General features: G+C 61.1%; 16 protein-coding genes. 9 read left to right on the top strand and 7 right to left on the bottom strand.

The window, feature by feature from the left end:
* Positions 1-35: 35 nt before the first annotated feature.
* Positions 36-407 carry a thioredoxin family protein gene (locus WBR57_RS15020; protein WP_424084485.1) on the bottom strand — a complete coding sequence of 124 codons (372 nt, stop codon included), beginning with the start codon at positions 405-407 and terminating at the stop codon, positions 36-38.
* Between the two features lie 96 nt (positions 408-503).
* The gene (locus WBR57_RS15025; protein WP_424084486.1) at positions 504-752 is read right to left on the bottom strand and encodes a hypothetical protein; all 249 of its coding nucleotides are present in this window, start codon (positions 750-752) and stop codon (positions 504-506) included.
* Between the two features lie 334 nt (positions 753-1,086).
* Between WBR57_RS15025 and WBR57_RS15030 the strand changes: the two genes are divergently transcribed.
* The 8 genes from WBR57_RS15030 (at position 1,087) to WBR57_RS15065 (ending at position 7,615) form a co-directional block, all read left to right on the top strand.
* A complete protein-coding gene (locus tag WBR57_RS15030) occupies positions 1,087-1,935 on the top strand; it encodes a transporter substrate-binding domain-containing protein (protein ID WP_122541440.1) in 849 nt (282 codons plus the stop codon).
* A gap of 51 nt (positions 1,936-1,986) precedes the next feature.
* A complete protein-coding gene (locus WBR57_RS15035; protein ID WP_424084487.1) occupies positions 1,987-2,649 on the top strand; it encodes an amino acid ABC transporter permease in 663 nt (220 codons plus the stop codon).
* Between the two features lie 12 nt (positions 2,650-2,661).
* Positions 2,662-3,324 carry an amino acid ABC transporter permease gene (locus tag WBR57_RS15040; RefSeq protein WP_424084488.1) on the top strand — a complete coding sequence of 221 codons (663 nt, stop codon included), beginning with the start codon at positions 2,662-2,664 and terminating at the stop codon, positions 3,322-3,324.
* Positions 3,321-4,103 (top strand): amino acid ABC transporter ATP-binding protein, encoded by a 783-nt coding sequence (locus WBR57_RS15045; protein ID WP_424084489.1) that lies wholly within the window; start codon positions 3,321-3,323, stop codon positions 4,101-4,103. The genes WBR57_RS15040 and WBR57_RS15045 overlap by 4 nt, the downstream gene beginning before the upstream one ends.
* A gap of 13 nt (positions 4,104-4,116) precedes the next feature.
* Positions 4,117-4,506: a RidA family protein gene (locus WBR57_RS15050; RefSeq protein WP_424084490.1), complete on the top strand. Its 390-nt coding sequence runs from the start codon at positions 4,117-4,119 to the stop codon at positions 4,504-4,506.
* A gap of 108 nt (positions 4,507-4,614) precedes the next feature.
* Positions 4,615-5,379, top strand: a complete 765-nt coding sequence (locus WBR57_RS15055) for an IclR family transcriptional regulator (RefSeq protein WP_424084491.1) — start codon at positions 4,615-4,617, stop codon at positions 5,377-5,379.
* Between the two features lie 10 nt (positions 5,380-5,389).
* Positions 5,390-6,598, top strand: coding sequence for an amino acid deaminase (locus WBR57_RS15060; protein WP_424084492.1), 1,209 nt, complete (start codon positions 5,390-5,392; stop codon positions 6,596-6,598).
* Between the two features lie 111 nt (positions 6,599-6,709).
* Entirely contained in the window at positions 6,710-7,615 is a 906-nt protein-coding gene (locus tag WBR57_RS15065) for a sugar kinase (protein WP_424084493.1), read from the top strand.
* A 115-nt stretch (positions 7,616-7,730) separates the two neighbouring features.
* Here the strand turns inward: WBR57_RS15065 and WBR57_RS15070 are convergent, their stop codons facing one another.
* The 3 genes from WBR57_RS15070 to WBR57_RS15080 form a co-directional block, all read right to left on the bottom strand.
* The gene (locus WBR57_RS15070) at positions 7,731-8,006 is read right to left on the bottom strand and encodes a peptidylprolyl isomerase (protein WP_010564624.1); all 276 of its coding nucleotides are present in this window, start codon (positions 8,004-8,006) and stop codon (positions 7,731-7,733) included.
* Between the two features lie 39 nt (positions 8,007-8,045).
* A complete protein-coding gene (locus WBR57_RS15075; protein ID WP_424084494.1) occupies positions 8,046-10,595 on the bottom strand; it encodes a PAS domain-containing protein in 2,550 nt (849 codons plus the stop codon).
* A gap of 142 nt (positions 10,596-10,737) precedes the next feature.
* Positions 10,738-12,690, bottom strand: a complete 1,953-nt coding sequence (locus WBR57_RS15080) for an acetoacetate--CoA ligase (RefSeq protein ID WP_424084495.1) — start codon at positions 12,688-12,690, stop codon at positions 10,738-10,740.
* A 169-nt stretch (positions 12,691-12,859) separates the two neighbouring features.
* On the opposite strand from WBR57_RS15080, the gene WBR57_RS15085 reads away from it, so the two are divergent.
* Positions 12,860-17,359, top strand: a complete 4,500-nt coding sequence (locus tag WBR57_RS15085) for a hypothetical protein (protein WP_424084496.1) — start codon at positions 12,860-12,862, stop codon at positions 17,357-17,359.
* Positions 17,360-17,400: 41 nt separating this feature from the next.
* On the opposite strand, the gene WBR57_RS15090 is transcribed toward WBR57_RS15085, so the two are convergent.
* Together WBR57_RS15090 and WBR57_RS15095 are read right to left on the bottom strand one after the other, a co-directional pair.
* Positions 17,401-18,174, bottom strand: a complete 774-nt coding sequence (locus WBR57_RS15090) for a 3-hydroxybutyrate dehydrogenase (protein ID WP_424084497.1) — start codon at positions 18,172-18,174, stop codon at positions 17,401-17,403.
* Positions 18,175-18,181: 7 nt separating this feature from the next.
* Positions 18,182-19,573 carry a GntP family permease gene (locus WBR57_RS15095; RefSeq protein ID WP_424084498.1) on the bottom strand — a complete coding sequence of 464 codons (1,392 nt, stop codon included), beginning with the start codon at positions 19,571-19,573 and terminating at the stop codon, positions 18,182-18,184.
* Between the last annotated feature and the right edge of the window lie 169 nt (positions 19,574-19,742).

A 19,742-nucleotide genomic window follows, 5' to 3' on the forward strand; every position in this document is an offset into this window, starting at 1 on the left:
CTTCCTTGCCGCCGCTCATCGAGGAGGGCTGAGGCTTACAGGTAGATCGGAAGCTCAGGAAGAGGCGTACCTTTGACGAAGTGACTGAACACTCCGTCCAGGTACTGTTCCTGGTCTTCCGGGAAACCGATACCCGCGAGTCTTTTGACCTCGTTGTTGTTTTGGTACACCACGAGCGTGGGGGTACCTATCTGTTCTAATTCGTCGATCTTCGGTGTTTGTCGCGTGTCCAGAATCAGGCTTTTCACTTCGCCGGTGTATTTGCTGGAAATTTTTTCAAAACGTTTATTGGCGCCTTGGCAGGCTGCGCAGTACTCAGAGACAAACAACACAAAAAACAGAGGGTGTTGACTCACCATCTGTCTGTACTCTTCGGCGTTATTGATACCCGTGTTGGCAACATCCATGACGATCTCCTTGTGTACCCGGCAAAAGACCTTTTGCAGATACGCTAGAGCGGCTGATCGTCAGCGTCTACTGTCAACCTTCACAGGTAGCCGGCCTCACACATCGTCCTTGCGCTCCACCCGCTCGCGCTCCTTGCGCGCCTGATTCGCGCATTTCTTGTATTCCTCATTGTCCCGGGCCGCCTTGGCCCGGCGGTAGCCGTGGTGGTTCTGGCTGGTGTAGTCGGTGCTGAAGGCTTCCTTGAGCTTCTGCAGTTCTTCCTTGCATGCGCGGCGATCATTGCTGGCCGAGGCGCTGCCGGATGCCAGCAAGGCGAGTACCAACAGGGTGAGGCTGAACTTCATCAGGGCGGATTCCTTATCGGCAGGGGATGAGCCAAGGCTAGCCCAGCACGGCGATTTTTCCATGGGGGCGCCGCGCTGTCCTGGTGCGCAGTCACACGCCGGCGGCGCACCCGGTTGGGGCTTGTCACCGCGGGATGGGGCCTTGGGTAGCAAATGGCTTTCGGATACTGGCGCAACGCCGTATCGATGAGCGCTGATTATCTGGCTGATTTATAACAAATTTATCTACGGCATAGGTTTCTGTTACTGCGTGTGGCACACTTTCTGCTGTCTATTCCGTTGTTACATACTAAGTTCCGGTATAGCGGAATACACAACTCCTGGAGTGCTTGTCATGCATCACCGACCTTCCGTGTTTAAAGCGTGTGTTTTTCTCTTCGCCGCATCGGCTTCCCTCGCAAGCGTTGTGCATGCGGCGGACAGCAAGCTCGATGATGTGCTCAAGCGTGGGCACTTGATCGTGGGTACAGGCAGTACCAATGCGCCGTGGCACTTCCAGGGAGCGGATGGCAAGTTGCAGGGGTTTGATATCGACATCGGTCGTATTGTCGCAAAGGGCTTGTTCAATGACCCGAGCAAGGTCGAGTTTGTGGTGCAGTCGTCCGACGCGCGCATTCCGAATCTGCTGACCGACAAGGTCGACATGAGCTGTCAGTTCATCACCGTCACCGCCAGCCGGGCACAGCAGGTTGCCTTTACCTTGCCGTACTACCGCGAAGGCGTGGGCCTGCTGTTGCCGAACAACAGCAAGTACAAGGAAATCGAAGACCTGCAAGCCGCCGGCGATGGCGTGACCGTGGCCGTGCTGCAAAACGTGTACGCCGAAGAGCTGGTGCACCAGGCGCTGCCCAAGGCCAAGGTCGACCAGTACGACAGCGTCGACCTGATGTACCAGGCGGTGAACTCCGGTCGCGCCGATGCCGCCGCCACCGACCAGTCCTCGGTCAAATACCTGATGGTGCAGAACCCCGGCCGCTACCGCAGCCCGGCCTACGCCTGGAGCCCGCAGACCTACGCCTGTGCGGTCAAGCGTGGCGACCAGGACTGGCTGAACTTCGTCAACACTGCGCTGCATGAAGCCATGACCGGTGTCGAGTTCCCGACCTACAAGGCCTCGTTCAAACAGTGGTTTGGCGTGGATCTGCCGGAACCGGCGATCGGCTTCCCGGTTGAGTTCAAGTAAATCGAAAACCTGGGGCGTCGCTGACGGCGCCCCAATCAGGTACTGCCGACCATGAATTATCAGTTGAACTTTGCCGCCGTCTGGCGCGATTTCCCCAGCTTGCTGGCGGGGCTCGGCCTGGGCCTTGAACTGGCGCTGCTGTCGATCGCCATCGGCTGCGTGATTGGCTTGATGATGGCATTTGCCATGCTGTCAAAACACAAGGCATTGCGCGTGCTCGCCTCGGTGTACGTGACGGTGATCCGCAATACGCCAATCTTGGTGTTGATCCTGTTGATCTACTTTGCGTTGCCTTCACTCGGGATCCGCCTCGACAAAATCCCTTCGTTCATCATCACCCTGTCGCTGTATGCCGGTGCTTATCTGACCGAAGTATTCCGCGCCGGGCTGCTGAATATGCCCAAGGGCTTGCGCGAAGCCGGGTTGGCCATCGGCCTCGGCGAGTGGCGCATTCGTGCCTACATCACCGTGCCGGTGATGCTGCGCAACGTGCTGCCGGCGCTGTCGAACAACTTCATTTCGCTGTTCAAGGACACCTCGCTGGCCGCTGCGATTGCCGTGCCGGAGCTGACCTACTACGCCCGCAAGATCAACGTCGAAAGCTACCGGGTGATTGAAACCTGGATGGTCACGACCGCGCTCTACGTGGCTGCCTGTTACCTCATCGCCATGCTGCTCCGTTACCTGGAACAGCGTCTGGCGATCCGTCGTTAAGGAGGGGTTTGCATGTACGAGTCCCCCAGCTGGTTACATGAGTTGTGGATCGCCCGGGATACCCTCTGGGCGGGGTTTCAGGCCAGCGTATCTGTGTCTGCGTTGGCGATTATCTTTGGCACGCTGATCGGTATCGTCGCGGGGTTGATCCTGACCTACGGCAAATTCTGGATGCGCGCGCCGTTTCGTGTGTATGTCGACTTGATCCGCGGCACCCCGGTGTTTGTGCTGGTGTTGGCGTGTTTCTACATGCTGCCGGCGCTGGGCTGGCAGATCAGCGCGTTCGAGGCCGGGGCCGTCGGGCTGACGCTGTTTTGCGGTTCCCACGTCTCGGAAATCGTGCGCGGCGCGCTGCAAGCGATTCCGCGCGGGCAACTGGAGGCGGGCAAGGCGATTGGCCTGACGTTCTACCAGTCCCTGGGCTACGTGCTGTTGCCCCAGGCGCTGCGTCAGATCCTGCCGACCTGGGTCAATTCCTCCACGGAAATCGTCAAGGCCTCGACCTTGCTCTCGGTGATCGGCGTCGCCGAACTGCTGCTGAGCACCCAGCAAGTGATCGCACGCACGTTCATGACCCTGGAGTTCTACCTGTTCGCCGGGTTTCTGTTCTTTGTCATCAACTACGCCATCGAATTATTCGGGCGCTACATTGAAAAGCGGGTGGCCTTGCCATGAACCAACCTCAAACCGACCAACCGCTGCTGGACATTCGCGGCTTGCGTAAACAATACGGCCAGGTCGAAGTGCTCAAAGGCGTCGACCTGTCCATGCAGCGCGGCAACGTGGTGACCTTGATCGGCTCCAGCGGCTCGGGCAAGACCACGCTGCTGCGTTGCGTCAACTTGCTGGAAGAATTCCAGGGCGGGCAAATCACCCTCGACGGCGAGTCCATCGGTTACAGCGACGTGGCCGGCAAACGCGTGCGTCACCCCGAGCGCGTGATCGCCCAGCACCGCGCGATGACCGGCATGGCGTTCCAGCAATTTAACCTGTTCCCACATTTAACCGCGTTGCAGAACGTCACCCTCGGCCTGCTCAAGGTCAAGAAGATGGGCAAGGACGAAGCCGTGGCCCTGGCCGAAAAATGGCTGGAGCGTGTCGGCCTGCTGGAGCGCCGCAATCACTTCCCGGGCCAGCTGTCTGGCGGCCAGCAACAGCGCGTGGCGATTGCCCGCGCGATTGCGATGAACCCCAGCCTGATGCTGTTCGACGAAGTCACCTCGGCCCTCGACCCGGAGCTGGTGGGTGAGGTGCTCAGCGTGATCAAGGGCCTGGCGGAAGAGGGCATGACCATGTTGCTGGTCACCCACGAAATGCGCTTTGCCTACGAAGTCTCGGACAAAGTCGTCTTCATGAACCAGGGCCGTATTGAAGAGCAGGGCAGCGCGAAGGACATCTTCGAACGCCCGCAATCGCCGCGCCTGGCGGAATTTCTCAAGAACATTCGTTTTTAATCAGGAGAGCGTTATGAGCATTACTCGTTACGGCACCGGCAGCACCGCCGGCGGTGGCCAACCCCGTCCTTTCGCCCGCGCGGTGGAAGCGGACGGCTGGCTCTACGTCTCGGGCCAGGTGCCAGCGGTGGACGGTGAAATCATCCACGGCGGCATCGTCGAGCAGACCCGCCAGACTATGCGCAATGTGGTGGCCATTCTGGAAGAGGCCGGCTACGAACTCAAAGACGTGGTGCGCGTAGGCGTGTGGCTGGAAGACCCGCGGGACTTCTGGAGTTTCAACAAGGTATTCGGCGAATACTTCACCCCCGAACACGCCCCGGCACGGGCCTGCGTGCAGGCCACTATGATGGTGGATTGCAAGGTCGAGATTGATTGCGTGGCCTACAAGAAAAAAGGCTAAATTGCCCGGGTCTTGAGACCACAACAGGTTCAATGTGGGAGGGGGCTTGCCCCCTCCCACAGGGGATCTTTGCCAGACCATAGCATTTTGACGGGACCCGACACTGCCATGACCGAAGACACCATCAAACGCCGCGCCAAAGGCCTGGACCGTGCGTTCGATATCCTCGATTTTCTCAAGGAAATCGGCCAGCCCCTGCGCCCGAATGATATTGCCAGCGGCATCGGCAGCCCCAAATCCACCGTGTACGAGCTGGTTGCGTCGCTGCTTGAGCGCCGCATCCTGGAAACGGTGGGCAAGGACGGTCACGTCTACCTCGGTCGCCAGCTGTACTTTCTCGGCCAGGCGCACCTGCGTCATTTCGACCTGACCCGCGAGGCCGACCACGCCTTGCAGGAGATCGTCAGCCAGACCCACGAAACCGCGCAGATGTGCCTGCTCAACGGGCGCAAATACACGGTTGCGCTGATGCGCGAAGGTGAACGGCATTTCCGTATTTCCTCCGACATCGGCGAGAACGCGCCGATCCCCTGGACCGCGTCCGGGCGCCTGTTGCTGGGGCACTTGAGCGACCAGCAGATCATCGACCTGATCGACCACGATGACTTCATCCTGCCGGACGGCCAGCGCCTGCCGCTGGACACCTTCCTGGCACAAATCCGCCAGGCCACCCTCGATGGGTTCTTCTCCTTCGACAGCGTGGCCGACACCTTTACCCATTGCTTTGCCGCCCCGGTACGCGACGCGCAAGGCATCAGCATTGCGACCCTGTGCATCGTTGCGCCGCGCGCCGATGCCAGCAAAAACTACAACGACTATCGCCGGGTGTTGATCGAAAGCGCCAACAACCTGGCCCGTCGCATCAACGAATAGGAGCTTTTGCATGTCTGCCATCAATGCCGTTGAAAAGGGCGCCGCCGCTGTCGGTGCCCACCTGGTCCGCGACGTCAGCCTGCCCGCCCTGGTGCTGCACCGCGACGCGCTGGAGCACAACATTCGCTGGATGCAGGACTTTGTCAGTAACAGCGGCGCCGAACTTGCGCCCCACGGCAAAACCAGCATGATGCCGGCGCTGTTCCAGCGTCAGATCGCCGAAGGCGCCTGGGGCATTACCCTGGCCAATGCGGTGCAGACCCGCGCCGCCTACGCCGGTGGCGTGCGCCGCGTGTTGATGGCCAACCAGTTGGTGGGCGCGCCGAATATGGCGTTGATCGCCGACCTGCTGGCCGACAAGGATTTCGACTTCCACTGCATGGTCGACCACCCGGACAACGTCGCCGACCTGGGGCTGTTTTTCGCCGCCCGTGGCCTGCGCCTGAACGTGATGATCGAGTACGGCGTGGTCGGCGGCCGTTGCGGCTGCCGCAGCGAGCAGGAAGTGCGCGAGCTGGCCAAGGCGATCAAGGCCCAGCCGGCGCTGGCCCTCACGGGTATCGAAGGCTATGAAGGCGTGATCCATGGCGAGCACGCCATCAGTGGCATTCGCGACTTTGCCGCGAGCCTGGTGCGTCTGGCGGTGGACTTGCAGAACAACGGCTCGTTCGACCTGCCCAAACCCATCGTCACCGCTTCGGGGTCGGCCTGGTATGACTTGATCGCCGAGTCCTTCGAAACCCAGAATGCCGCCGGCCGGTTCCTCAGCGTGTTGCGCCCCGGCAGCTACGTGGCCCACGACCACGGTATCTACAAAGCGGCGCAGTGCTGCGTCCTCGACCGCCGCAGCGACCTCAATGAAGGCCTGCGCCCGGCCCTGGAAGTCTGGGCGCATGTGCAATCCTTGCCCGAGCCAGGCTTTGCGGTGATCGCCCTGGGCAAGCGCGACGTGGCCTACGACGCCGGTTTGCCGGTGCCGCTCAAGCGCTACCGTGCAGGGATTTTACCGGCCGAAGGCGATGATGTGAGCGCGTGCAAGGTCACCGCTGTCATGGACCAGCACGCGTTCATGAGCGTGGCGCCCGGCGTCGAGCTGCGCATCGGCGACATCATCTCGTTCGGCACGTCCCACCCTTGCCTGACCTTCGACAAGTGGCAGGTCGGCTGCCTGGTGGATGAGCAGTTGCAGGTGGTCGAGTCCCTGCACACCTGCTTCTAGACTGCGTCGCGCCCTTCGCGAGCAAGCCCGCCGCCACAGGTTGAAATGCAATCGAATGTGGGAGCGGGCTTGCCCGCGAAGACGCCCTCAGCCACACCAGAGATTAACGGCATGAACACACAACCGCGCATCGCCCTGATCGGCGAATGCATGATCGAACTGCAACACCGCGCCGACGGCAGCCTGCAACAGAGCTTCGGCGGTGACACCTTGAACGCGGCGGTGTACCTGCGCCGCGAGCTGGGTGCGGTCGGCACGGTGGACTACGTCACCGCCCTGGGCGACGACAGTTTCAGCGATGCCATGTGTAAGCACTGGGCTGAAGAAGGCCTAGGTTTGGGCATGGTCCAGCGCTTGCCGGGGCGTTTGCCCGGTTTGTACTGCATCCAGACCGATGCCCATGGCGAACGCAAATTCCTTTACTGGCGCAACGAGGCGGCGGTGCGCGACTGCTTTACCACGCCGGCGGCGGAGCCGATCCTCGCCGCGTTGCCGCAGTATGACGTGGTGTATTTCAGCGGCATCACCCTGGCGGTGCTGGGTGAGGTGGGGCGTGAACGCTTGCTGCATACCTTGATCGAAACCCGCCGTCGCGGCGGCCGGGTGGTGTTCGACAACAACTACCGGCCACGGTTGTGGGCCAGCGTCGAGGCGGCGCGCACGGCGTATCACCGGGTGCTGACCGAAGTGGATATCGCGCTGTTGACCGAGGACGACGAGCGCGCGTTGTTTGGTTATGGCGGCAGCGAGCAGGTGTTTGCGGCATACCCGGCGATTGGCGAAGTGGTGCTCAAGCGGGGTGCGGATGAGTGTTTGGTGCGCTGCGCCGGCGAGCGCTTTGCGGTGCCGGCGCTGAAGGTCGAGAAGGTCGTGGACACGACGGCGGCGGGGGATTCGTTCAGTGCGGCGTACCTGGCCAGTCGGCTCAAGGGTGGCACGCCGCAAGAGGCTGCGCTGGCCGGGCATCGGTTGGCGAGCCGGGTGATTCAGGTGCCGGGTGCATTGATCCCTAGATAATCGGTGAATGGCCGCCTTTGGCGGATCGGGGCCAAGCCCCCTCCCACAGTGACGGCGTACACCCATCAAAATGTGGGAGGGGGCTTGCCCCCGATGGCGGACTGAAGCCAACCCCTCAGTCGCGGTAGAACACCTGCACCAGGTGATACCCGAACTTGCTCTTGATCGGGCCGTGCACCACCTTCACCGGCTTCTTGAAGATCACCGCATCTATCACCCCGACCATCTGCCCCGGCCGCACTTCACCCAGATCACCGCCACGCTTGCCGGACGGGCAGGTGGAGTACTTCTTGGCCAGCACATCGAAGGCTTCGCCCTTGGCAATGCGCTGCTTGAGCTGTTCGGCTTCTTCGCTGGTTTTCACCAGGATATGACGGGCTTGGGCTTTCATGTCGTTACCTTTGCAACGCTCAAACGTAAGGGCGCGCGATTATGCCTGAACTGAATCATCGACGCTGATCATGCTGCGGATTTTTGTCGCCAGCACGTCGATGGAAAACGGCTTGGCCACCATGTCCATGCCTTCCTCCAGGAAGCCCTGGCGCTCGGCGGCTTTCTCTGCGTAGCCGGTCATGAACAGCACCTTGAGGCCCGGGCGATGCTGACGGGCGATTTCCGCCAGTTGCCGGCCATTCATGCCGGGCAGGCCGACGTCGGTGACCAGCAAGTCCACGCGCAAGTCCGATTCCAGCAGCGGCAATGCCGTGCGTGCATCGGCGGCCTGGTGCGCGGTGTAGCCCAACTCATCCAGCACATTCACCACCAGCATGCGTACCGCCGGGTCGTCTTCGACCACCACCACAGCCTCGCCGGCCAACGCCAGCGGGGCTTCGCTCAAATGCGTCGGCAGGCTGCTTTCCAGTGCCGTGCCATGCAGGCGCGGCAGGTACAGGCGCACGCAGGTGCCCTGGCCGGGTTCGCTCTGAATCGTCACATGGCCGCCGGACTGCTGGGCGAACCCGTAGATCATCGACAGCCCCAGGCCGGTGCCCTGGCCGATGGGCTTGGTGGTAAAGAACGGGTCGAACGCCTTGGCTAGAATCTTCGGCGCCATGCCGCTGCCGTTGTCGCTCACGCCGAGCATCACGTAGTCGCCGGCGCGGACCGGTTCGAGGGTGGTGATGTCGGTGCCGTCGAGGTAGCTGTTGGCGGTTTCGATCAGCAGCTCGCCGCCGTCGGGCATGGCGTCGCGCGCGTTGATCACCAGGTTGAGCAGGGCGTTTTCCAGCTGGCTGGCGTCGGTGTTCACCGCCCAGATATCCTGGCCCAGTTGTACTTTGAGGGTGATGTGCGCGCCCTTGGTGCGCCGGAACAGATCCTCCAGGGACGCCACCAGCTGGTTGGGGTCGAGCGGGCGCCGGTCCAGCGACTGGCGCCGCGAGAATGCCAGCAGGCGATGGGTGAGGGCGGCCGCGCGGTGGGCCGAGGACACGGCGGCATCGGTAAAACGCCCAATCTCTTCGCTGCGCCCGGCGGCGATATAGCGCTGCATCAGGTCGAGGCTGCCGATGATCCCGGTGAGCATATTGTTGAAGTCATGGGCGATACCGCCCGTGAGCTGGCCGACCGCTTCCATTTTCTGCGCATGGCGCAGGGCATCCTCGGCGCGCTCGCGCTCGTACATTTCGCTCTGCAGGCGCTGGTTGGCTTCGGCCAGCGCCTGGGTACGCTGGGCCACGCGCTCTTCGAGATTTTCGTTGAGATGGCGCAGGGCTTCTTCGGTGAGTTTGCGTTCGGTCTCGTCGATGACAAAGATATAGAAACCGTTCACCGAGCCGTCATTGCTGAAGCGCGGCAGGTACTTCATCAGGGCGTGGCGCGCGCGGCCGTCGCGGTGCGGGGTCACGGTCATGAAGCTGCAAGCCTTGCCCTTGAGCGCGGCGGCGATCTTGTCTTCGCGCCCGGCATATACCTCGTCGCCAAGCACTTCGCGGATGGTCTTGCCGTACAGCTCCTGGGGCGTCATGCCATACCATTCCAGGTACGCGCTGTTGTTCAGGCGAAAGCGTTGCTCGTGGTCGACGTAGCCGATCAGCACCGGCATGGCGTTGATGATCAGTTGCAGCTCGGTCTGGCTTTGGCGCAGGGCCTGCTCGGTGTTCTTGCGCTCGGTCAGGTCCAGCGCCGCGCCGAGGAAGCGCGCTGGGCGGCCCTCGGCATCCTTGTAGCAGCGGCCGCGGGCGAACACCCAGCGCACCTCGCCGTCCGGCTGCTGCAGGCGGTATTCCTCGGCGTACTCGGTGCCGTAGGTGATGCAATGCTTGATGCTGCGCGCCACCATGCCACGGTCTTCGGGGTGTACGCCGTGCAGGTAGTCGCTGATCGGCAGCAGGCCGGCGTCAGTCGGGTCAACGCCGTGCAGGTAGGCGAAGTGCGCATCGGCGATAAAACGGTCTTCGCCGATATCCCAGTCCCAGGTGCCTACCGCGTCGGTGGCGGCCAGGGCCAGCTGCAGGCGTTGTTCGGTATTGTGCTGGGCCTTGAGGCTGTCTTCGGAACGCTGTTGCAGTTCGAGGGCTTTGCGGCGGCGTTCGTTGGTTTCGATGGCGGTAACCAGAATGCCGGCCACCGCGCCGCTTTCATCGCGGATCGGGCTGTAGGTCAGGTCCAGCCAGATTTCCGTATCGCGATGGTCGCGTTGCAGCACAAAGCGCTGCTCGCTGAAGGTGCGCACCTGGCCGCTGAGGACCGCGTCGTAGATCGGCGCGGTAAAGCTCTCCAGCTCAGGCCAGGTGACATGCGCCGGCTGGCCCAGGGCATCGGGGTGCTTGTTGCCCGCCAGGCGCGCGAAGCCGTCGTTGTAGAGCTGGGTGAGCTGGCTGCCCCACAGCAGCAGCATCGGCATCGGCGAATTGACCACGATATCCACGGCTGTGCGCAGGCTTTGCGGCCAGTCATTGGCCTCACCGAGGGGGCTTTGCGCCCAGTCCAGCTGTGCAATCAATGCCGCAGCTTCGCTACCGGTGGATGTTCCTTTCATGAAAAAGCCCTGAGCATGACGCTTTGAAAATGACAAAAACAGATTATCCCGCGAGTCGGGAACGGCTGACTACCCCTCGAAAAATAGCATGCATTGGGGTTTTGTCTTCAAATCAGTGCCTCAGGGCTGAAACCTTTCATCTTTATGCCAGTTCCGGGCGGTCACGAAACTGCTCCAGCGCCTGCGGATTGGCCAGTGCGTCGGTGTTTTTCACCGGCTCGCCATGCACCACGTTGCGCACCGCCAGTTCGACGATCTTGCCGCTGATGGTGCGCGGGATATCGGTGACCACGAGGATCTTCGCCGGCACATGCCGGGGTGTGGTGTTGGCGCGGATCACCTGGCGAATCTGCTGCTCCAGGGCCTCATCCAGCGCGACGCCGTCGTCGAGCCGCACAAACAGCACCACCCGCACATCGTCCTGCCAGCGTTGGCCGATGGCCAGGCTTTCCAGGACTTGCGGGAGTTTTTCCACCTGGCGATAAATCTCCGCCGTACCGATGCGCACGCCACCCGGGTTGAGCACCGCGTCCGAACGCCCGTGGATCAGCAGGCTGCCGTTGGGCCGCTGTTCGGCGTAGTCGCCCTGGGCCCACACGCCGGGGAACTGGCTGAAGTACGAGGCGCGCAACTTTTTCTGGTCCGGGTCGTTCCACAAACCGATGGGCATTGCCGGGAAATGCCGGGTGCACACCAGTTCGCCTTTTTCGCCGACCAGCGGCTGGCCCTTGTCGTCCCACACCTCAATGGCCATCGCCAGGCTCTTGCACTGCATTTCACCACGCCGCACCGGCAACACCGGGTTGCCGATCACAAAGCACGAGACGATGTCCGTGCCGCCCGACATCGACGACAAGCACAGCTCAGCCTTGATCTCGCGGTACACGTAATCGTAGCTCTGCGGCGACAGTGGCGAGCCGGTGGAAATCAGCCCTTTGAGGCTGTCCAGATGGTGGCTCAGGCGCGGTTGCAGGCCGGCTTTTTCCAGGGTGGCGAGGAATTTGGGGCTGGTGCCGAAGACGCTGATTTTTTCCGCGTCGATCAGGTCTATCAAGCGCTCCGGCCCCGGGTGAAACGGGGAGCCGTCATACAGCACCGCCGTGGCACCTAGGGCCAATACCGAGACCAGCCAGTTCCACATCATCCAGCCGCAGGTGGTGTAGTAGAACAGGCAATCATCCCTCGACAGGTCGGCATGCAACCCGTGTTCCTTGAGGTGCGTGAGCAGCACGCCGCCGGTGCCGTGGATGATGCACTTGGGCACGCCGGTGGTGCCGCTGGAATAGAGGATGTACAGCGGATGGTCGAACGGCACCGCGACAAATTCGGGCTCGCCGCCGGGTTGGTAGAAGTCGTTCCACAGCGCGACGCGGGCCTGGGTCTGGTAGTCCTCGACGCGTGCCTGGGGCCGTGCGTACGGCACGATGATCAACTGTTCCAGGGACGGCAGGCGCTCGAGGATTTCATTCAGCTTGGCGCTCTGGTCGATGCTTTTGCCGGCATAGCGATAACCCGCGCAGGTGATCAGCACCTTGGGCTCGATCTGGCCGAAGCGGTCGATCACGCCCTGGGTGCCGAAGTCTGGCGATGAACATGACCAGATCGCGCCCAGGCTGGTGGTCGCAAGCATGCCGACCAGGGTTTGCCAGGTGTTGGGCATGCACGCGGCCACCCGATCACCCAGGCCAACCCCGGCTGCGCGCAGGCTGTGTTGCAGGCCGGCGACGTGGGCGGCCAGTTCGGCGTAGGTCAGCTGTTCGCGCTGGCCGTCTTCACCGAGGGCGACTACCGCCGGATGGTCATCACGGCGGCGTAGCAGGTGCTCGGCGAAATTCAGCGTCGCGCCGGGAAACCACTGCGCGCTGGGCATCTCGGCGTTTTCTACCAGCACTGCCGTCGGCGGGCGGTGAAATTGCACCTCGAAGAACGCCACGATCGCCTGCCAGAAGTCCGGGCGCTGGTCGATGCTCCATTGGTGCAGGGCGGGGTAGTCGCTGAGCTGAACGCCGTGGTGATCGTTGATAAAGCGCCGGAACTGGTCCATCCGCGTGTTGCGGATGCGTTCGGGCGAGGGTTGCCAGAGGATCTCGGACATAAGTGGCCTTTTATTGTTTTCTCAAGCTTGGCTGAACGTTGGCGCGGGTCAGTGGTTAAGTAACAACTTGTCGTAGGACGCGTTACATATATTTGTACTACCTAGCATGAACCTTTATCCCGTGTGAGACCAATCAGGTGTAGGTAAATAACCCTGAGGTGTACGCAACATGTCGTTCTTTGACGTAGGAAATTCTTCGCTATCGCAGTTGAATACAGAAGCTTCCTTCACGAACGGATTTCGTCAACATCAGTACACGCAGTCTGAGGGGACGTCTGTTCTCCACCAGGAGCGCACGCGCCACACCCACACCCACACCCACTCGCGGCATCCTGTCGCCGCACCTTTGGTGCCGGTTCCTGGCACGCAAGAGGACGCGGACAAGGTAGTGGCGACGAAGTACATCCAGGGATTGGAGTCGGCCCAGTGGACCGATTCGACCAGCTACCAACAGACCAAGCTTGCGGATGTCCCCAGCAACTCGACGCTGGGGCTGTGGTGGCAGCAATACCGCGAAGCGTTGAACAACCCCAACTTTGTGCAATGGAGCAAGGAGGTCGGCCTTAACGTTGCTACCCTGCGGCTGAATCCCGAATCCGGCACCTTGACGGGTGAGTTCAAAGGTGAAAAAAAGCAACTTATCCTGCGAGATGATGTGGGTTGGACGGAGGTAGCCGATCCGATTTTGAACGCGGCTCGGGTGCTCGCGCCTCCGCGTCGTGGCTCGCCTGTTTGCCTCGGGAGCCCGGATGCCGGTGTTCCGCTTGAAGTGGTCGGCAATTTTTATGGCGAAAGCAACGCCGACCCGGCCACGTGGCGTGCTCAAAATCGGGCCGTTGAACTCAAGCAGCTCGGCAACTTTGCGGTTATCCCGGACCACGATTTTGCGCGTTCGCAAGCCGTTCGTGGGCCACAGGCACTTGCCGCCCAACAGCAACTGCTCGCAGACATTGATGACCACCACAGCGTCCTGAAAGGGCTGCCCGACACGTCCGCTCAGGCAAAAGCCGACAGGTTATTGGGGGCTCGATTCGCTGCCGAACTGCGTAAAGGCCCCTGGGAGGGAGACGATCTTTATCAGCGGCGCTTGGGCCAGATTCCAGAGGGGTCGACGTTCGGCCAATGGTGGAAGCTTTATCGCGATGCGTACCAAACCCCGCAATTCCTGGACTGGGCCAAGGCAGCAGGTGCGGATATATCGACGGTAAAAGTTTCCCCAGTCCGAAACGAAGTGTCCGGCACTTTTAACGGTAAACATCAAGTCCGAAGCTTCGATAACAATAAGGAGTGGGCGCACGCGCTGGCACCGATTCAGTCGGCCGGCGCCGCGGTGGCTACGACCCGCTTCAGCGCAGCGCCGTCGCCCGTCGACTACAGCGACAGTTCTGCTCCGCTGAGGTTGGTGGCAGCCGTTCATGGCTACGACGTCACCGGCTTTGATAAAGAGGACGCCGTCTCGACGGCCCAGGAAATCGAACAGAACCCTACCGCGTTCAAGAACCGCGACCGCGGCGCTATCCTGTCAACGGACGCGCTCGAAACCCAGCGATTGGCGATCGGCAACCGGCATGACAAGCACAACCTGATTCAAGGCCTTAACGAGGTCGAGAAAGCCGTTGTCAGTGGTTCCTCTAATTTCAGCAACGTGCTCGAACGCGCCATCCTGCGGGTGCATCCTCACTCGTCATACGGGCAGCATCACGCCGCGCAGCCTGGTCACACGGTGAGCGTGAGTCAGTTCATTCAGGGCAGTGGTTTGAATGTCCCGGTTAACAAAGCGCAATTGTTGAACCTGCGTGCAGTGCTGGGCGGTTCAGCGCTGAAAGCACCTGAGCACGGCAATTATTGGCGGATGTTGACCCAGCCTCTGCTGACCCGCGCACAGCGTCAACAGGTGAAGAGTTTAAACGGCAGCGTTCTCGCGGGATACGGAATATCAGCACACGAAGGGATAGCCCGCCTGTTCGCCACCTCGGTAAAAACGGACGGGCAGCAAAGCCCGGAAAGACTGCTTACGCAGCTGCTTTCCAGCCCGCAGGCCAAGGCGATGGGCAAATTTCTGGAAAAGAAGCTCAACGCCAAGTCCACCGAGACCAGCGCAGCGGATTGGGCCGCGGCAGCCATGGTGCTTAACCTGGACCCGACGGCCGGCACGCAGCGTAACCGCGTAGCAGGCTACAACCTGGCCAAGCAAAGCAACTGGGGGCTGAAGCCGCAGGCTATTGTCGACGGTCTGACACAGCATTTGATCGCCCAGGGTAAAGCCAGCGCGGAGCTGGCGCCCGCTGCCGGCCGGTTGCTGCTGGCCGGCATGGCGCCAGAGTTTCTGGTCACCGAGCTGCCCGGCAACCTTGTCTATGGTTCCCATGCCTGGTTCAGCTTCAGCGTCGCGGTGGCGCGTATCGAAAAATTGGCGCCGGGCGCGTCACAGTCCATGACCTTTAAGCAAGTCATGGCGTTCGGTCAAACGCAGCCGATCTCGGTCAGCGAACAGGCCGCGCAAACCGGTGTTCAACGCGATGCGATTGTGGATTGGGGGATCATTAACGGCTTTATCGCCAAACGCGCGGACGGCGTCTATTCAAACGAAAGCGTCGACCTGGCGCGCCGCGGGTTCAATCAGCAACGCTCGGCGCTGGAGTCGGCCAGTAACGCGCAACAGGCCGCTATCCCTTCCCACAAGGAACTGGCGTTGGCGCAATTGAGGGCCAGGCTGGGTAACGATATAGATTTTGAAAAGAAGTCGATCAAGCATGACGACTCCTTCAGCTTATCGCGCTGGGCCAGCGAGCTGCCCGTTTCCAAACAAGCATTGACGGAAAAGGCCGCCGTGCGCCGTTCAATGCTGGAGCTCTACCAGTCGAACAACCTGAATCGCGCGGATTTGAAATGGGTCTGCACTGACCCCAACGTTCCATTCGACCGGGTAATGGCCGAGGCCAAGTCGCTGCCTGATCTCACGCGGCTCTACAAAGACAAAGCCGACGGTTACAGCGCCCAGCTGAAAAGCAGTGTTGCCCTGAATATCCGAAACCTGATTGCTCAACTGCCCCTTGAGGATCGCAAGAACTTTGAATTCGGCAGCCCCGAGCTGTATGCCGTACGCGGAGCGGACCATGGCCTGGTGATCCGTACGCGCAGAACCTCACCACCCACCGACTACGAGTTGTTCCCGAGCCAGGCGCTGTTGCACAAACACACGGGCTTGCCCGACCCGCTGCCATTGGGTCGCGCCGGAAGTACGTTGGCGCTTGATTTTGCCGCCTATCAAAAGGGGCAGAAGCCCCAGCAAGGCATGTCCTCGCCAAATGTTGTGTTTGATCGGGTGCCCTTTTCCCAAGTGACTGCCGTGGGTTCGTCAGCCGCTGACGAACCGGCTAATGCTGACAGCACCCCAAGAAGCTTTTTTACCCAGCAAACCAAAAGCTTGGCTACCGTCGCGGCGAGCTTTTTTGTCTCGGGTTTTGAAACCCTCAAGGAAAAGTCAAAAGCCACCACTGACCAGGAGGAAAAAACCAAGTCAGACACAAGCATCAAAGACACCCTGGTGAGGATGATTCCTTTCGTCGCAGCCGCAGAAGACGCGAAGGCCGGCAAATACGGTGCGGCATTGACCGACCTTGCGTTTGATGCGTTTGGCTTTCTGGCGCCGGAGCTCAAGCTGGTCGAGACGGGTGAGAGCGCTTTGGCGAAACTCGGCAGCCGAGAAGTCGAGTCGCTGGCCAGTAGCAGTGCCGAACAGAGCGCTACGTCCGTGGTGAAAATGGGTGATGGCGCGGGCGAAATGTCGGCGGCCGGGCATGGCATAAACCGGCAACACGTCTTGAGTCCCTCAGCCCTGGAAGAGCTCGCGCTGCGCAGGGATGTCGCTGTGGGATCAGTGAACGGCACCAGCATGGTCGCGCAATATGACGAGGCCGCGAAACAATGGTATGCCTACGATGTACGCGCCGGTAAGCCGTATGGCCCGCCCTTGAGTGATTTTACCCCCGAGGTTTCCCCTGCGCCGAACACGCTCACTGGAACGTCTGGCCCATCCAGCTTGCTGGAGAGGGGGCTGGAGCGAGATAACTACATAGAAATGGGCGGCACCATGAAAGATCTGAAATTGATTGGTTCCGAAATTCATACCTACACCGACACCTATAAAGGCGTGACCCGGCTTAATATCGTGGCCCACGGCAAGCGTAACTGGCTGGACAGGCTGATGCGAGAGCCGGCAGTGGTCGCCGTCGATGGCGTGGGTTACGACGCCAAAGGGTTGGTCACATTGTTAAAAGACAAAGGCGTGGACCCCTCGAAATTCGATAATGTGCGCTTGTTGATTTGCCATTCCGCAGACGGAAAAGGGCAATCTTTCGCCAGTGGCTTTCAAAAGGAAATCAACCGGCCAGTGAAGGCATTTGAGGGAAGGGTAACCCTTAAGGCAAACGGATCGACACAGATGACGCAACGTCGCCTCGACCTCCAGAGAGGGTTTCAGGAAACGTATCCTGAAAACGCGCAAGCGCTTGCTGACCAGGCGCTCAGACGGGAACTCATAAACAAAGTGACCGTGGAGGTGGAGAAACGGCACGGCAATTTGATAGTTGTCAACAGCGCGGGCCTGGGCCAGCTGCCAAAGGAGGTGAAGAGGAAGGTGGTTTACAAGCCGCGTTATTTCAACTGACGCCTAACCTTTTGAAGCCCCCCCTTCACCCGAGGGGGGGCTTATTGCGCCAGCCAACCGCCATCGATATTCCACGCCGCCCCTCGTACCTGGGCGCCGGCCTCGCTGCACAGAAACAGCACCAACTCACCCAACTGCGGCGGCGTCACAAACGCCAGCGACGGCTGCTTCTCGGCCAGCAAGTCATGCTGCGCCTGTTGCGGGTCCACGCCCGTGGCGATCCGGTCATCGATCTGCTTTTGCACCAGCGGCGTCAGCACCCAGCCCGGGCAAATCGCGTTGCAGGTGACGTTACTGGTCGCCGTCTCCAGGCCGACCACCTTGGTCAGGCCGATCACTCCATGCTTGGCCGCCACATACGCCGCCTTGCCCACCGAGCCGACCTGGCCGTGCACCGAGGCAATATTGACGATACGCCCCCAACCCTTGGCCTTCATGCCCGGCAGGCTCAAGCGCGTGCTGTGGAACACTGAGGACAGATTGATCGCGATAATCGAATCCCAGCGCTCGGCCGGGAAGTCTTCCACTGCCGCCACATGCTGGATGCCGGCGTTGTTGACCAGGATATCGACGCCACCGAACTCACGCTCGGCATAGGCAAACAGGTCGGCGATCTGCGCCGGGTCGCTGACGTCAGCTGGGTGATGGCCGACCCTGCCGCCAAACGCCTGGACCTGGGCGACCACCGCGCTGGCGTCGCCGAAGCCGTTGAGAATCAAGTTGGCGCCGGCCCCTGCCAGGCTCAACGCGATACCCAAGCCGATGCCGCTGGTGGAGCCGGTAACCAGGGCGGTCTTGCCGTTCAATCTCGTCATAGAAACCTCACACAATGCCGGTGGCGTAGAAAGTACCGATCACCACGAACACCGCGAGGGTCTTGATGATCGTGATGCCGAAAATGTCCTTGTAGGCTTCGCGGTGGGTCAGCCCGGTGACCGCCAACAGCGTGATCACCGCGCCGTTGTGCGGCAGGGTGTCCATGCCGCCGCTGGCCATGGCCGCGACCCGGTGCAGCACTTCAAGGGGGATATTGGCCGCATGGGCCGCCGAAATAAAGCTCTCGGACATCGCCGCCAGGGCAATGCTCATGCCCCCCGAGGCGGAACCGGTGATACCGGCCAGCAGCGTCACAGTGATTGCTTCGTTGACCAGCGGGTTGGGGATACCCTTGAGCCAGTCGGCCAGCACCAGGAAACCCGGCAAGGATGCGATCACCGCACCAAAGCCGTATTCCGACGCAGTGTTCATCGCCGCCAATAACGCGCCGCTCACGGCACTTTTACTGCCCTCGGCGAGCTTGCTGCGAATCGCCGACCAGCCAAACACTAGCACCATGACGATGCCCACCAGCAGCGCCGCCTGCACCGCCCAGATCGCGGTGAGCTTGGCGATTTCGGTGGTCACCGGCGTGCTCATGCCCGGCAGGCTGAGGCTGTGGGTCTTGCCGTACCACTGCGGAATCCAGTGGGTAAACAGCAGGTTCATCACGCCCACCAGAATCAGCGGCGACAACGCGATCCACGGGTTGGGCAGGGTGAGGTTTTCGGCGGTTTCCGGCTCGTTGCGCAACTCGGTGCCGTAGCCTTCACCGGCGCGCTGGGCCTTGTTGCGCTGGCGCGCGAGGTAGAGCATGCCGGTGCAGAACACGAAGATCGTGCCGATCAACCCCAGCCACGGTGCGGCCCAGGCGGTGGTGTTGAAGAAGGTGCTGGGGATGATGTTCTGGATCTGCGGCGTGCCGGGCAGGGCGTCCATGGTGAACGAAAACGCGCCGAGGGCGATGGTCGCCGGGATCAGGCGCTTGGGAATATTGCTCTGGCGGAACATCTCCGCCGCGAACGGATACACCGCAAACACCACCACAAACAGCGACACGCCGCCGTAGGTGAGCAGGGCGCAGACCAGCACGATCACCAGCATCGCCTGGCGCGTGCCGAGCAGACGGATCGCGGCGGCCACAATCGAGCGCGAAAAGCCCGACAGCTCGATCAGCTTGCCAAACACCGCACCCAGCAGGAACACCGGGAAATACAGTTTGATAAAGCCGACCATTTTCTCCATGAACACCCCGGTGAATGCAGGGGCGACGGCAGCAGGGTCGGTCAGCAGTACGGCGCCAAGGGCGGCGATGGGGGCAAACAGGATAACGCTATAGCCACGGTAGGCCGCCAGCATCAGCAACGCGAGCGCTGCCAGGGCAATGATCACACTCATGGTGTGTCTCCATCGGATTGTTATTGTTGTGGGGGTGTTGCTGTGGGAGGGGCTGTAGCGAGATGTGTGCCAACAGATTAACCTGTTGAAATATAAAGATATTATTTGGAATATGAGCGACAGTTTTAAGTTTGGTCTCTATCTGGAGACAAGTGAAGACCCAATGTGG

It is taken from the genome of Pseudomonas sp., from assembly GCF_049590575.1.
Lineage (GTDB): Bacteria > Pseudomonadota > Gammaproteobacteria > Pseudomonadales > Pseudomonadaceae > Aquipseudomonas.

Bases quoted from the DNA above. Each gene is read 5' to 3' on its own strand.
- WBR57_RS15020 (WP_424084485.1), bottom strand. From the start codon at position 407: ATGGATGTTGCCAACACGGGTATCAATAACGCCGAAGAGTACAGACAG.
- WBR57_RS15025 (WP_424084486.1), bottom strand. From the start codon at position 752: ATGAAGTTCAGCCTCACCCTGTTGGTACTCGCCTTGCTGGCATCCGGC.
- WBR57_RS15030 (WP_122541440.1), top strand. From the start codon at position 1,087: ATGCATCACCGACCTTCCGTGTTTAAAGCGTGTGTTTTTCTCTTCGCC.
- WBR57_RS15035 (WP_424084487.1), top strand. From the start codon at position 1,987: ATGAATTATCAGTTGAACTTTGCCGCCGTCTGGCGCGATTTCCCCAGC.
- WBR57_RS15040 (WP_424084488.1), top strand. From the start codon at position 2,662: ATGTACGAGTCCCCCAGCTGGTTACATGAGTTGTGGATCGCCCGGGAT.
- WBR57_RS15045 (WP_424084489.1), top strand. From the start codon at position 3,321: ATGAACCAACCTCAAACCGACCAACCGCTGCTGGACATTCGCGGCTTG.
- WBR57_RS15050 (WP_424084490.1), top strand. From the start codon at position 4,117: ATGAGCATTACTCGTTACGGCACCGGCAGCACCGCCGGCGGTGGCCAA.
- WBR57_RS15055 (WP_424084491.1), top strand. From the start codon at position 4,615: ATGACCGAAGACACCATCAAACGCCGCGCCAAAGGCCTGGACCGTGCG.
- WBR57_RS15060 (WP_424084492.1), top strand. From the start codon at position 5,390: ATGTCTGCCATCAATGCCGTTGAAAAGGGCGCCGCCGCTGTCGGTGCC.
- WBR57_RS15065 (WP_424084493.1), top strand. From the start codon at position 6,710: ATGAACACACAACCGCGCATCGCCCTGATCGGCGAATGCATGATCGAA.
- WBR57_RS15070 (WP_010564624.1), bottom strand. From the start codon at position 8,006: ATGAAAGCCCAAGCCCGTCATATCCTGGTGAAAACCAGCGAAGAAGCC.
- WBR57_RS15075 (WP_424084494.1), bottom strand. From the start codon at position 10,595: ATGAAAGGAACATCCACCGGTAGCGAAGCTGCGGCATTGATTGCACAG.
- WBR57_RS15080 (WP_424084495.1), bottom strand. From the start codon at position 12,690: ATGTCCGAGATCCTCTGGCAACCCTCGCCCGAACGCATCCGCAACACG.
- WBR57_RS15085 (WP_424084496.1), top strand. From the start codon at position 12,860: ATGTCGTTCTTTGACGTAGGAAATTCTTCGCTATCGCAGTTGAATACA.
- WBR57_RS15090 (WP_424084497.1), bottom strand. From the start codon at position 18,174: ATGACGAGATTGAACGGCAAGACCGCCCTGGTTACCGGCTCCACCAGC.
- WBR57_RS15095 (WP_424084498.1), bottom strand. From the start codon at position 19,573: ATGAGTGTGATCATTGCCCTGGCAGCGCTCGCGTTGCTGATGCTGGCG.